Raw genomic sequence first — 13,695 nt, forward strand, 5'->3', positions numbered from 1 at the left:
GCGATTCGCCTCAGGCCCTGGCGGGCCGTCCGTCCCAGGTCTGCGGCCCGACACCGCGCTCGCGCAGCTTGAACTTCTGCACCTTGCCGTTCTCCGTGCGCGGCAGGTCGGCCAGCACATCGATGTATCGCGGCACGGCGAAGTACGGCAGGCGCCCTTCGCAAAAACGCGCAAGCTCGGCGGGATCGATCGACACGCCCTCGCGCGCCACCAGCGCGGCCATCACCTCGTCTTCGGCCAGCTCGGAGCGCACCGGGTACACCGCGCACGAGGCCACGCCCGGGTGGCTCAAAAGCACCTGCTCGACCTCGAACGACGAGATGTTCTCGCCGCGCCGGCGGATCGCGTCCTTGATGCGGTCGACGAAACGGAATGCGCCGTCGGCATCGCGCACCACGCGGTCGCCGGTGTGAAACCAGAGATTGCGCCAAGCCTCGACTGTCTTCTCCGGCATGTTGAAGTAGCCGCTCGCGAAGGCGTACGGCTCCTCCGCACGCAGCAGCAATTCACCGGCCTCGCCGGGCGACAGCTCCGCGTCGTCTTCGTCGGCCACGCGCACCTGGAAGCCCGGGCGCAGCCAGCCCATGACACCGCCGCGCGGCGAATCCGGCGCGGTGGCGATGGCGAAATTGGTTTCGGTCGAGCCGTAGCCTTCGAGCAGCGACACGCCCGTGCGCGCCTTGAACGCAGCGCCCGCGGCAGACGGCACGCCGGGCCCCAGCCCGATGCGCACGCGGTGATCGCGCTCGCCGGGGCCTTCCGGCTGCGCGAGCAGGATAGGAACCATCGCTCCAAGCAGATACACCACCGTCGCGCCGCTCGAGCGCATCGTCGGCCAGAAGCCCGAGGCAGAGAAACGCGACTCGAACACCACTTGTGCGCCCGTCAGTGCGGCCTGCGCGAAGGTGTTGAGCGCGTTGATGTGAAACAGCGGCAGCGTGGTGCACAGCACATCGTCGGCGCCGACGCCGAGCACCTCCGCGCTGTTCACGCCCCACCAGAAATACTGCGCATGCGGACAGATCACGCCCTTGGCCGGCCCCGTCGTGCCGGAGGTGTAGAGAATCGCGAGCGGATCACCGGGCTGCACCGCAGCCGGCTCGATGGGCTCCCCGCCCTCGGGATACGCCACGACGCGCACACCTTCAGGCACTTGCCACGCATTGGATGCCGCTTCACCAACCACCCAGACCTCGCGCAACGCGGTGCGCGACAGATCCGCCGTCGCGAGCCGCTCCAGAAAGCCCGCCTCGATCACCAGCAGCTTCGCCTCGCTGTTCGCCAGGAAGTATTCGATCTGCGGCCCCATCGATGCCGTGTTGACCGGCACCGTCGATGCGCCCAACCAGCCTGCGCCGAGAAAGCTCTCAAGAAACTCGATGCGGTTTCCGCACATCACCGCAATGCGATCGCCACGTGCCACGCCGGCCGCCGCCAACGCGCCTGCCCGCACAGCTGCAGCCCGCGCTGCATCTCCATGCGTCCACTCGCTCCCCGCAATCCGCAGCAACGCGCGCGAGCCGAACAGCCCGGCCTGCCGCTGCAGCATCGCCGGCAGCGTGCGCAGGGCGGGCGGCACGGCGCGGGGGTCACTCGTCATCGTGCGTGCCTCCGCCGAGGTAGGTGGCCTGCACCCGCGGGTCGCTCGCCAGCTCGGCCGAAGCGCCCGACAGCGCGATCTCGCCCGTCTCAAGCACATAGCCTTCGTCCGAGCTTTCGAGCGCGGCGCGGGCGTTCTGTTCCACCAGCAGGATCGACACGCCGTCTTCCCGCAGCTTGCGCACGATGGTCAAAATGTCGCGCACGATCAGCGGCGCCAGCCCGAGGCTGGGCTCGTCGAGCATCAGCAGGCGCGGCGCCGACATCAGCGCGCGCCCCACCGCCAGCATCTGCCGCTCGCCACCAGACAGGGTGTCCGCGCGCTGCGAGCGCCGCTCGGCCAACCGCGGAAAGCGGTCGTACACCGACTGCAGCCGTTTCTTCATTGCATCGCCGCGCAGCCGCTTCGCGTACGCGCCGAGCTGAAGGTTGTCGAGCACGGTGAGTTCGCCGAACAGCTCGCGCTTTTCGGGCACGAGACACAAGCCGCGCTCCACGCGCGCTTCCACGTCGAGCCCCTGCAGGTCTTCGCCCTCGAAGCGCAGCGTGCCTTTGCACGGCAGCAGGCCCATGGCAGCGGCCAGCAGCGTGGTCTTGCCAGCACCGTTCGGCCCGATCACCGAAATGATCTGGCCCGGCTGCAGGTCGAGCGACACCCCGCGCACCGCCTCGACCTGCCCGTACGACACATGCAGATCGCCAATCTCCAGCATCGCGGTCATACAACGCTCCCCAGGTAAGCCGCCTGCACACGCTCGTCCGCGCGCACCGCCGACGGCACGCCCTCCACGAGCTTGGAGCCGAAGTTCATCACCACCAGCCGGTCCACCAGTTTCATCACGAAGTCCATGTCGTGTTCGACAATGAGGATGGTCACGCCCTCCTCGCGCAGCTTGCGCAGCAAATCGCCGAGTGCCATCTTTTCCTTGCGGCGCAGGCCGGCGGCCGGCTCATCGAGCACCAGCAGCACCGGGTCGGCGGCCAAAGCGCGCGCAATTTCCAGGATGCGCTGCGTGCCCAGCGGCAGGCTGCCCGCCAGTTCATGCGCGCGGTCACCCAGCCCGATGCGGTCGAGCTGGCGCTGCGCCTCCTGCAGGATCTGGCTTTCTTCCGTGCGATCGAGCCGCAGCCCCGCCTTCAGGATGCCCGAGCGCGTGCGCGAATGCGCGCCCAGCGCCACGTTGTCGAGCAGGCTCATGTGCGGGCGCAGCTTCACGTGCTGGAAGGTGCGCGCCAGCCCCAGCCGCGCGACCTCGCGCTGCGGCATGCCCGCGATGTCGTGCTCCAGAAAGCGCACCTTGCCCGCGCTCATCGGCAGCGTGCAGGTCAGCAGGTTGAACATGGTCGACTTGCCTGCGCCATTGGGCCCGATCAGCCCGACGATCTCGCCGGCCTTCACGTCGAAGCTCACGTCGTTGACCGCAATGAGCCCGCCGAAGCGCTTGACCGCGCCATTCACCGACAGCACCTGCGAGCCGCGCTGGGGCAGCGTGCGATGCGGCAGCGGCTCGACCGGCGGCGCCTCGTGGCGCAACGGCCCTTGCACAGCACCGCGACGACGCGTCCAGCGGCGCAACAAGCCCATCACGCCGCCGCGCGCAAAGTGCAGCAGCAGGATGAACAGCGCGGCGAAGGCCACGGCCTCCAACTGGCCGGCGCGTTGCGTGAGCATCGGCAGCACGTCCTGCAGGCCGTTCTTCAGCACCAGCACCAGCGCAGCGCCCACCAGTGCGCCACCCAATTGACCGAGACCACCGGCCACCGCCATCAGCAAATACTCGATGCTGGCGCGCACATCGAAGGGCGACGGGCTCACGAAGCGGTTCATGTGCGCATAGAGCCAGCCAGCCAGCCCCGCGAACAGCGCGGCTGTGACGAACAGCGAGAGCCGCACGCGGTACGCATCAGCCCCCACGCTCGCCAGCAGCGTCGCACCGCCGCGCAGCCCGCGAATCGCGCGACCCGGCCGCGACTGCAGCAGGTTGTAGCTGAACAGGCAGACCAGGCCGACGACCACCCAGATCAGGTAGTACATCGCGCGCGGGTCGGCCAGCGACCAGCCAGCGACCTGCAGCGCCGGAATGTTCGACAGCCCCGTGTGCCGACCGAGCGCATCGACGTTGCCGAACAGCATCGCGATCGACAGCCCCCAAGCGATGGTGCTCAGCGGCAGGAAGTGCCCGCCAAGCCGCAGCGTGAGCATGCCGATCGCCAGCGCCGACAGCCCCGTGAGCAGCAGCGCGAACAGCAGCCCGATCCAGGGCGACATGCCCTGCGTGGTCGTGAGCCAGGCCGTGGCGTAGGCCGCGATGCCCACGAAGGCCGCCTGCCCGAACGATGTGGCGCCGCCCACGCCAGTCAGCAGCACAAGGCCCAGCGCCACCAGCGCGCCGATGCCGATGTCGTTGAGCAGCGAAACGGTGAAGCTGCCCGCCAGCACCGGCACCAGTGCCAGCACGACGACGAGCCCGGCGATCCACGCCAGGCGCTTGTTGCGGTTGGCGTTCATTGGTCCACCTCGTCTTCTTCCTCTTCGGCGTGCGTGGCCATGAAAGACCGCAGCATGAGCACCGGAATGAGCAGGCTGAACACGATCACGTCCTTCAGCGCACCGCTCCAGAACGAGGCAAAACTCTCCACCACGCCGACCGCGAGCGCACCGATGGCCGTCATCGGATAGCTCACGAGCCCGCCGATGATCGCGGCCACGAAAGCCTTCAGGCCAATGATGAAGCCCGAGTCGTAATACATCGTCGTCACCGGCGCGATCAGCACGCCGATCAGCCCCGCCAGCAGCGAGGCGCAGCCGTACGCCAGCAGCGCCGTGCGCACCGGCCGTATGCCGACCAGCCGCGCGCCCACGCGGTTCACGGCCGTGGCACGCAGCGCCTTGCCCGCCACCGTGCGCTCGAACACCAGGAAGAACAGCCCGCTCAACACGACGGCCGCCCCCACCATCAACACCACCTGTCCGCTGACCGTGAAGCCGTCACCCAGCGTGAACACGGCGCTGGTCAGCGGCGTGGTGCGCGAACCCTCGGGCCCGAAGAACAGCAGGCCCAGACCCGACAGCAAAAAGTGCAGCGCCAGTGACACGATCAGCAGCACCAGCACCGATGCATCCGCGATCGGCTGGAACACCACCCGCGCCAGCAGCGGCGCGATAGGCACCACCAGCAGCACCGCCACCGCGATGTGCACCGCCACAGGCACGCCCGGCCGCGCCGCCAGCCATGCGAGCACGCACGGAATGGCGGGCAGCACGCCCCACATCAGCACCGCCTTCGGAATGCGCGCGGCCTCGCCGCGACGCAGCAGGCTGCCGATCTCGGTGGCCAGGGCCAGCGCCGCCAGCACCGCGACCATGCCGATGGTCGGCGGCACGCGGTCGGTTTCGAAGGCCGCGAGCGACAGGGCCGCAAAGGCCGCGATGTCGCCGAACGGCACGAACACCACCCGCGTGACGGAAAAGATCAGCACCAGCCCGAGCCCGGCCAGCAGATAGACGGCCCCGTTGGCCAGGCCGTCGGTGAGGAGAATCAGTGCCACGTCCCATGTCATCGCGCGGCCCTCCGAAAAAACAAAGGCGAGAGGTTCAAGGTGCGAGCTTCCATTGGCCGTTGTCGAGCTTGACGATCACCCGGGCGCGTTCGTCCACGCCGTAGAGACTGCCGGGCTTGAAGGTGTAGACGCCGTGCGTGCCCACCACTTCCTTCGTGCTGAAGATGGCATCGCGCAGCGCCACGCGGAACTCGGGCGTGCCCGGCTCGGCCTTCTTCATGGCGCGCGAGGCGGCATCGACGAACACCAGCCAGCCGTCGAACGAATAGGCCGAGAAGGCGTCGCTGGTCGGTGCGTTGTTGACCTTCTGGAACACGGCGCGGAAGTCGGTCGCGATCTTCTTGGTCGGGTAGTTGTCTGGCAACTGCTCGGCCACGATCACCGGGCCGGTGGGCATCAGCGCGTTCTGGCCAGCCGCGCCGACCACGCGCACGAAGTCGGGGTTGATCAGGCCATGCTGGCCGTACACGCCGCCCTTGAAGCCGCGCTCCTGCAGCGCAAGAAACGGCAGCGCGCCGGGCGTGCCTGCGCCACCGGTCATCACCGCGTCGGGCCGCAGCGCCACGATCTTCAGCACCTGCCCCGTCACCGAGGCATCGGCGCGCGCATAGCGCTCGTTGCTCACCACCTTGATGCCGGCGCCGGGCGCGGCCTTCATCAGCGCGTCGTAGACCAGGTCTCCCCAGGCGTCGGAGAAGCCGATGTAGCCCACGGTCTTCACGTTGTTGCGCTTCATGCGCTCGACGACCGCATCGATCATCAACTGCGTCGGCTGCGCCACGGTCATCACCCAGGGGTTCTCGTTGGGGTCGAGCAGGATGGGCGTGAGGCCGATCATCGGCGTCTTTGCTTCCTTGCCCACCTGCGCCATCGCGATGGCGGCCGGCACGCCCGAAGTGCCCATGAGCACGTCGACCTTCTCTTCCTCGATCAGCTTGCGCGCGTTGCGTCCGGCCGTGGTGGGGTCGGAGCCGTCGTCGAGCACGACGAGCTGGATCTTGCGGCCGTTCACCTCGCCCTTGTAGGCCAGCGCGGCCTGCATGCCCTTGGCATAGGGCACGCCCAGCGAGGAGTTCGGCCCCGACAGCGACACGCTGAGGCCGACCTTGAGGTCGGCCGCGAACGCGCTCGCTATGCCACAGGCGGTCAGCGCCGCGGCGAGGGTGCCGCGCGTCAGGATCTGCATCAGGCTCTTCATGTCGTAGCTCCGGTGAGGATTGTTGGAATGGACAGGTGGGTAACTCAGATGAACAACTGGATGGCCGGCAACGCGCGCGGGGCGTTGAGCAGGTCGATGCGCTTCTCGCGGATCGACCAGCCGGTGGGAGTGCGCACGAGGTGATGGCGGGCGGTGCCGCTCAACAGGATCTGGTTTTCGCCGCGCGCCTCGACGTAGAGGAACGGCGTGCGCAGCCATGCCTCATCGCCCTCCTCGCGCTCGATGCGCGAGGGCTGCAGCACATGCTGGCTGTGGCTCGCAGGATGCTGCGAATGCGCGCGCGGGTTCTTGAGGCGGTCGACGCGCAGCTGCAGCAGCAGCCGGTCTTCATAGGCCAGCGAGTTGTGCGAGAACGGATCGGCCTGCGCCGCGCCGAGCAGCGGCACCCAGTAGTGGCCGTCTTCAGCGAACAGGGCCAGCCAGTCATCAAGGCGCCGCTCGTCGAGCAGCGCCGCCTCGTGGGCGACGAAATCGCGTGGGTCCGTCATGCCGCAGCCTCCATGCCCGCCGCCATGGACTTCGCCCAGGCGCGGAACTGGTTGCGCATCAGCAGCTCGTTGGTGCCGTTGGTGGTGACCGTGGCTTGCTGCGTCTCGGCTGGGTCGTAGTTGCGGTGCAGGCTCACCCACTCGTTGCCGCCTGCGCGCAGGCCTTGCTGGATGCTCTCGAACAGATGCACGTCGTCGTGCGCGACCACCGACATCGGCGAGAACACGAGGCGGTTGTAGCTCATGGCACGCTCGAACAGCAGTGCTGGCGCACCCGCCGCACGGAAGCTCCAGGCTTCGATCAGCGTGCGGTTGGCCGCCAGCGGGCGAATCACGCGAATGGCCTGCGGCGAGCCCTTGACCGACAGGCTCGGATAGAAGACTGAGTTCTGCGGCGAGCGCTGCAATATCTCGGTAGCCCGTGCCTCACCGTGCGCGGCGCGCATCGCGGCTTCGTACTCAGGCAGCTGCGCGTAGTTGGAGTGGATGCTGAAGTTCACCCCCAGCACGCTGTGCCCGTTGGCGAACACCCGCCCACCCATCTTGTCGAAGAATTCGTAGCCCGAGCCGAAGGGCAATATCTGCTCCATCGCCATCGGCTTGGGGTCCGTGGGCGCATGGCCTTCCCACAGCGCCTCGGCCGCCTTGGTGGCCGATTCGTGCGTCGACATTGGATGCACCGTGTCGTTGATGTTCTCCAGGTACATCTTCCAGTTGCAGTGGACGACGTTGCGCAGCACGCCGCCACCCACGGTCAGCTTGCCCTCGGGCGAGCGGTCGACCATGTTGTCGATGGCGCCCAGCACCTCGCCGAAGTAGTCCTCGAACGAAGGCCCAGTGTCCGACAACCGCACGAATACGAAGTCGCGGTACACCTTCACGTGCTTCACCACCGAGAGCCCCTGCCCCGATTCGCAGGCCTTGAGCTGCGTGCCCTCGTAGCCGTTCTTCAGCGGCAGCCCGAGCGGCGCGCCGTCGAGCTTGTAGGTCCACGCGTGGTACGGGCAGCGGAAGAACCGGCCGGTGTTGCCGCTTTCGTCCGTCACCAGCTGCGTGCCCTTGTGGGCGCAGCGGTTGTAGAGCACGTGCACATCGCCATCGGGCTGGCGCACCATCATCAGCGGCCGTCCCGCAATGTCCTGCGTGACGAAGTCGCCGGCCTCGGGCACCTGGCTCGCGTGGCCGAGGAAGACCCAGGTGTTGGCGAACAGGTTCTCCTGTTCCAGCGCGAAAAGCTCTTCGCTGAGGTACAGGTCGCGGTGCACCCGGTCGTCCTGCACCAGCGCCGCGACGAGATCGGGGCGGTTGCGATAGATGGTCATGGCGATGTGCTCGGTGGTTCGGCGAAAACTACGGAACCAGCTTCCACTGGCCCTTTGTCATCTGCACGATGACAACGCCGCGCTGGTCGGAGCCATAGCGATCGTCGGGCTTGAAGGTGTAAATGCCATGCGTGCCCACCAGCTCCTTCGTGCTCACGATGGCATCGCGCAGCGCCGTGCGGTACTGCGGCGTGCCCGGCTCGCCCTTGGCGCGCGATGCCGCATCGGCCAGCAGCAGGTAGGCGTCGTAGGTGTAAGACGAGAAAGCATCCGTCGGCACCGCACCGTTGACCTTCTGGTAGGCGTTGCGAAAGCCCATCGACACCTTCTTGATCGGGTTGCTGTCGGGCAGTTGGTCGGCCACCAGCACCGGGCCGCTGGGCACCTGCAGGCCTTCGATGGAAGCGCCGCCCACGCGCACGAAGTCGGCGTTGATGAGGCCGTGCGTGCCGTAGATCTTGCCCTTGTAGCCACGCTCGGCCAGCGCGATGTAGGGCAGCGCGCCGGGCGTGCCCGAGTTGCCCGCGAACACAGCATCAGGCCGCGACGCGACGATCTTCAGCACCTGCCCGGCCACGGACGAATCGCTGCGCGCATAGCGCTCGTTCGCCACCACCGTGATGCCAGCGGCGTCGGCGCTCTTCACGAGTGAGTCGTAGGCCAGGTCACCCAGCGCATCCGAGAAGCCGATGAAGGCCACCGTCTTCACGCCCGATTTCTTCATACGCTCGACCACGCCAGCGACCATGAGCGGGAACGGCTGCGACACCGTCACCGTCCACGCGCCCTCGGGGCCGGCGATGGTGACCGGCGTAGGCGAGATCAGCGGCGTATTCAGTTCCTTGGCCACCGCGGCGATGGCCATGGCGCCTGGCACACCGGAGGTTCCGATGAGCACGTCGACCTTGTCTTCTGTCACCAGCTTGCGTGCGTTGCGGCCGGCGGTGGTGGGGTCCGAGGCGTCGTCGAGCACGATCAGCTGGACCTTGCGACCAGCGATCTCGGGATGTTCGGCAATCGCGGCGCGGATGCCCTTCTCGTATGGAATGCCAAGTGCGGCCACCGGGCCCGACAGCGAACTGATGAAGCCGATCTTCAGGTCGGCCGCCAGGGTCTGTGAGGCCGCCAGGGCAAGCACCGTGGCGCTAAGAATGTGGGTGTATTTTTTCTTCATTTCGGTTTCCAAAACTGGGACTTGGCGTTCGGGGTGCGTGCGAATGACACCGGGTACTCCCCTCCGCGAATGTCCCCCGCCTTCGGCTCCTCCTTTATTTCGCTGCGGGGAGTACCCGGTGCCATTCGCACATGGACGCAGCGCTTATGCGGGCCGATCAACCGCTGCGCTGAACGATCACGCCGATGGGGTGCCTTGCGCAGCGAAATAAAGGAGGAGGCCGCAGGCCGGGGGACATTCGCGGAGCAAGGTACCCCGTCGGCGTGAGCGCACCCTGAAGAGCCGGGTGTCATCTCAGGGCACCAGCTTCCATTGACCCTTTTCGAGCTTCACGACGACGCGCGAGCGGTCGTCCGAGCCATAGCGATCAGTGGGCTTGAAGTTGTAGACCGAATGCGTACCCACCAACTCCTTGGTGCTGACGATGGCATCGCGCAGCGCCAGCCGGAATTGCGGCGTGCCGGGCTCGGCCTTGCTGGCCAGCGCGCGCTGCGCAGCGTCGAGGTAAATCAGCCACGCATCGAAGCTGTAGGCAGAGAAGGTGTCCGTGGGCGCCGCGCCGTTGGCCTTCTGGTAGGCAGCGCGGAAGTCCATCGCGATCTTCTTCATCGGGTTGTTGTCGGGCAGCTGTTCGGCCACCACCACCGGGCCCGTGGGCGCCAGCAGGCCTTCGACCGACGGACCACCAACGCGAATGAAGTCGGGGTTGATCAGCGAATGCATGCCGTAGATCTTTCCCTTGTAGCCGCGCTCGGTCAGCGCGAGGTACGGCAACGCACCTGGCGTGCCCGAGGCACCGGTGATCACCGCGTCGGGCCGCAGCGCCACGATCTTCAGCACCTGGCCGGCCACCGACGAATCGCTGCGCGCATAACGCTCGTTCGACACCACCTTGATGCCTGCCGTTGGCGCCGACTTCATGAGCGCGTCATACACCAGGTCGCCCCAGGCGTCGGAGTAGCCGATGTAGGCAACCGTCTTCACGCCGGCCTGCTTCATCTTCTCGACCATTGCGCCCATCATCAGTGGCGCGGGCTGCGGCAGCGTCACCATCCATGCGCCTTCTTCGCCTGCCAGGTCGGCATTGGCGATGGAGATCAGCGGGGTCTTGGTTTCACGCGCCACACCGGCAATGGCCAGCGAGCCTGGTGCTCCGGCCGTGCCGATGATGACGTCGACCTTGTCCTCCTCGATCAGCTTGCGCGCATTGCGCGCCGCCGTGGACGGGTCGGACGCATCGTCGAGCTGGATCACCTGGACCTTGCGGCCGCCCACCTCCGACTTGTAGGCGACTGCCGCCTTCATGCCCTTGTCGTACGGAATGCCAAGCGACGACACCGGCCCCGACATCGAAGTGATGAAGCCGACCTTGAGATCGGCGGCCCACGCGCCCGCGGCGCTCAGCGCGCCAAGGCCCGCGGCAATGGCCGCGAGTGTGCGAATTCGGTTCAGGACTTTCATGGCGAGGCTCCAGAGGTGGTTTTGGATGAACGTGAGGAAAGCAAAAAACTCAGAGGGCGAGACTTCCGACGCTGGTGCCGCCGCACACATACAGCACCTGTCCCGTGACGAAGCTGTTCTCGGCATCGGCGAAGAAACGCACGGCGCGTGCCACATCGGCCGATTCGCCGAGGCGCTTGACCGGCACCGAGGCTGCAAGCGCTCGTTCCTTCTCGCTGCCGGCCTCGACCACGTCGTAGAACATGTCGGTACGGATCGGCCCCGGCGCCACCACGTTCACCGTGATGCCGTCAGCGGCAAGCTCCAGCGCCCAGGTGCGCGCCATGCCCAGCATGCCGGCCTTGGTGGCCGAGTAGCTGGTGCGCGTGGCCAGCCCCAGCGCGGCGCGTGACGACAGCAGCACCACGCGGCCGAAGCGCTGCGCACGCATCGCGGGTAGCGCACCTTGCACGAGCTGTATCGCACAGCCCAGGTGCAGGTCGACCAGTGCGTCCAGGTCGTCGAGCTTCACTTCGGGCAACAGCGCGGCGCGGATGACGCCTGCGTTGTGGACGATGGTGGTCGGCGCGAAGCGTTCGACCAGTTCGCGCACCGCCTCGCCCGTGGCGGCGCGGTCGCTCAGGTCGACCTCGATGCTGTGCAGCTTCGGATGGTCGATTTCGGCCTTGCGGCGCGCGAGCGACACCACCTCGTAGCCCTGCGCGAGTAGGTCTTCGCAGATCGCCTTGCCGATGCCGGCGCTGCCGCCGGTGACGGCCACGACCTTGGGCGCCGCGCTCATGCCGAGGCCCCCACCAGTGCCAGCACGCGCAGCGGGCTTCCGCTGCCCTTCTCGATCTTCAGCGGCGGGCAGATCAGCACCGCACCGGCCGGTGGCAGCAGGTCGAGATTGCTCAGGCACTGCAGCCCGTAGCGGCCCGCGCCGTGCATGTAGTAGTGGCACGGGTACGGTGGCCGCAGGTGATAACCCTGCCCAGCGTCGGTGCCGATGGCTTCGGAGCCGAAGCCCAGCACGTCGCGCTGCTCGACCAGGAAGCGCACGGCCTCTGTGCTCGGGCCCGGCGTGTGCTGGCCCGTTTCGTCGAAGTTCTGGTACGCCTCAGGGTCGCTGCGCTTGGACCAGTCGGTGCGCATCAGCACCCACGCGCCCTTCGGGATGCGGCCATGCGCCGCCTCGTAGCGCTCGATGTCGGCCACGCTCAGCAAGTAGTCGTCGTTCGACTGCACATCGGCCGAGCAATCGATCACGCAGGCCGGTGCCACGAAGTGCTGCACGGGAATGGTGTCGACCGAGTTGTTCGGCAGGTCGCGGCCCGAGATCCAGTGGATCGGTGCGTCGAAGTGCGTGCCGGTATGCTCGCCGCAGGAAAAGTTGTTCCAGTACCAGCCCGGGCCGCGCTCGTCGTACTTCGACACTTCCTCGATGCGGAAGGGCCAGCATTGGCCCATCTCGGGCGGCAGCGCGATCTGCGGGAACTCGGGCGTGAGCGTCTGCGTGAGGTCGATCACGCGGATGCGGCCACTGGCCATCGCGGTCACGAGGCCGCCGAGAATTTCGGCGGCGGACATCAATTCGGTTGTCGTGGTCATTCGTATGGCTCCTGTCTCAGCCGCCGGCCGCGAGCTCGCGCTCGAGCACCTTGGGGTTGTCGCGCCAGCGCTCCAACCACTCCTGCGCCACATCACCGGGGTAGACGTCTTCCACACCGTCGCGCAACGCCTTCACGATGGCATTGGCCAGCGCAGTGGGTGCGAGCTTGGGTGGTGGCGTGTGCTGGTTCCATTCGTCGTCGATGGGCCCCGGGAACACGTTGATCACGCGGATGCCGGCCGGCCGCATCTCGGCACGCAGGCACTGCGCGAGCGAATGCGCAGCGGCCTTCGACGCGCTGAAGGTGCCGTGCGGCGGGAAGTTGCTGAGCGCGTAGATCGACAGCAGGTTGACCCATGCTGTCGCGCCGGTTGCGCCGTCGGCCGAGCGGCCCTTCAGCGCAGGGCCGAACTCCTGCGCCAGACGAAGCAGGCCGAAGTAGTTGATGTCCATCTCGGCCTTGGCCACGTCGGTGCCGCGCCGCGCGCCGATGCCGAAGGTGCGATGCACCTCGGCGTTGTTGATCACGATATCGACCTTGCCGCCGATGGAGCCCGCAAGCTCGGTCACCTGGCGTCCGTTGGTCAGGTCCAGCGGCACGAGCGTGACCTGCGGCAGCGCCGAGATGTCGTCGAGCCCGTCGCCCATCTTCTTCCACGGCTCGGCATGGCCGACCCAGACGATGTCTGCGCCAGCCTTCACCAGCGCGCGCACGATGGCCTGGCCGGTCTCGGTCTTGCCGTCGGTCACCAGTGCCTTGCGGAACTTCGGGTCGCTGGTCATTTCGCGAAGCATCTTGTCGTCGGCCATATGGGCACTCCCTTCATTCGGAAAACCAATGAGAACGGCCTGCCCCGCGCGGTCGAGCCGGGCGCCGACACGCACGCGTTGCGGCGCATCGCCGACTTCGCCATGCAGGTGGACCATGAGCGTCGGGCCGGCATCGAGATGCACCAGGCCCAGCCGCCAGGGCAGCCGCTCGCGGAAGAACAGGTCGTTGCTGTGGTGCAGCGTGGTGCTGCCGAGCAGTTCGCCCTCGCCGCTCTGCTGGCGCCAGCGCAGCGCAGCCGAGAGGCATTTGTGGCAAACCTCGCGCGGCGGGTACTGCACCGTGCCGCAGTCTTCGCAGGTCTGCAGCTCGAAGCGGCCTTCGGCGGCAGCAGCCGTGAGGCCGAGCGCCACGCGGCCGCGCGCGCCGGGCGGCAGGTTCATCTGCCGGGTGCGCAGTACAGGGTTCTTGCGCGGGGGGCGCATCATCGGCATGGTCATAGCGCCTCCGC

The 13,695-nt window shown here is 67.4% G+C and carries 12 protein-coding genes; all 12 read right to left on the minus strand.

The window, feature by feature from the left end; genetic code table 11:
• Positions 1-10: 10 nt before the first annotated feature.
• The gene (locus NWF24_RS23235) at positions 11-1,600 is read right to left on the minus strand and encodes an ATP-dependent acyl-CoA ligase (protein ID WP_258350605.1); all 1,590 of its coding nucleotides are present in this window, start codon (positions 1,598-1,600) and stop codon (positions 11-13) included.
• Positions 1,590-2,321, minus strand: a complete 732-nt coding sequence (locus NWF24_RS23240) for an ABC transporter ATP-binding protein (RefSeq protein ID WP_007831224.1) — start codon at positions 2,319-2,321, stop codon at positions 1,590-1,592. The genes NWF24_RS23235 and NWF24_RS23240 overlap by 11 nt, the downstream gene beginning before the upstream one ends.
• On the minus strand, positions 2,318-4,108 hold the full coding sequence (locus NWF24_RS23245; RefSeq protein WP_258350606.1) for a branched-chain amino acid ABC transporter ATP-binding protein/permease: 1,791 nt from the start codon (positions 4,106-4,108) through the stop codon (positions 2,318-2,320). The genes NWF24_RS23240 and NWF24_RS23245 overlap by 4 nt, the downstream gene beginning before the upstream one ends.
• Positions 4,105-5,160: a branched-chain amino acid ABC transporter permease gene (locus NWF24_RS23250; RefSeq protein ID WP_258350607.1), complete on the minus strand. Its 1,056-nt coding sequence runs from the start codon at positions 5,158-5,160 to the stop codon at positions 4,105-4,107. Before NWF24_RS23250 ends, NWF24_RS23245 begins: the two co-directional genes overlap by 4 nt.
• Before the next feature lie 34 nt (positions 5,161-5,194).
• The gene (locus NWF24_RS23255) at positions 5,195-6,358 is read right to left on the minus strand and encodes an ABC transporter substrate-binding protein (protein WP_258350608.1); all 1,164 of its coding nucleotides are present in this window, start codon (positions 6,356-6,358) and stop codon (positions 5,195-5,197) included.
• 44 nt (positions 6,359-6,402) lie between these two features.
• A complete protein-coding gene (locus tag NWF24_RS23260; RefSeq protein ID WP_258350609.1) occupies positions 6,403-6,867 on the minus strand; it encodes an aromatic-ring-hydroxylating dioxygenase subunit beta in 465 nt (154 codons plus the stop codon).
• A complete protein-coding gene (locus NWF24_RS23265; protein ID WP_258350610.1) occupies positions 6,864-8,189 on the minus strand; it encodes an aromatic ring-hydroxylating dioxygenase subunit alpha in 1,326 nt (441 codons plus the stop codon). The genes NWF24_RS23260 and NWF24_RS23265 overlap by 4 nt, the downstream gene beginning before the upstream one ends.
• 28 nt (positions 8,190-8,217) lie before the next feature.
• Positions 8,218-9,363: an ABC transporter substrate-binding protein gene (locus NWF24_RS23270; RefSeq protein WP_258350611.1), complete on the minus strand. Its 1,146-nt coding sequence runs from the start codon at positions 9,361-9,363 to the stop codon at positions 8,218-8,220.
• A 294-nt stretch (positions 9,364-9,657) separates the two neighbouring features.
• On the minus strand, positions 9,658-10,824 hold the full coding sequence (locus tag NWF24_RS23275; protein WP_093172045.1) for an ABC transporter substrate-binding protein: 1,167 nt from the start codon (positions 10,822-10,824) through the stop codon (positions 9,658-9,660).
• A gap of 49 nt (positions 10,825-10,873) precedes the next feature.
• Positions 10,874-11,605 (minus strand): SDR family oxidoreductase, encoded by a 732-nt coding sequence (locus NWF24_RS23280; protein WP_258350612.1) that lies wholly within the window; start codon positions 11,603-11,605, stop codon positions 10,874-10,876.
• A complete protein-coding gene (locus NWF24_RS23285; protein WP_093049750.1) occupies positions 11,602-12,414 on the minus strand; it encodes a cyclase family protein in 813 nt (270 codons plus the stop codon). Before NWF24_RS23285 ends, NWF24_RS23280 begins: the two co-directional genes overlap by 4 nt.
• Before the next feature lie 16 nt (positions 12,415-12,430).
• Positions 12,431-13,684 carry an SDR family NAD(P)-dependent oxidoreductase gene (locus NWF24_RS23290; protein ID WP_093049747.1) on the minus strand — a complete coding sequence of 418 codons (1,254 nt, stop codon included), beginning with the start codon at positions 13,682-13,684 and terminating at the stop codon, positions 12,431-12,433.
• Between the last annotated feature and the right edge of the window lie 11 nt (positions 13,685-13,695).

This window comes from Variovorax paradoxus, assembly GCF_024734665.1.
In the GTDB taxonomy this organism is placed as follows: domain Bacteria; phylum Pseudomonadota; class Gammaproteobacteria; order Burkholderiales; family Burkholderiaceae_C; genus Variovorax.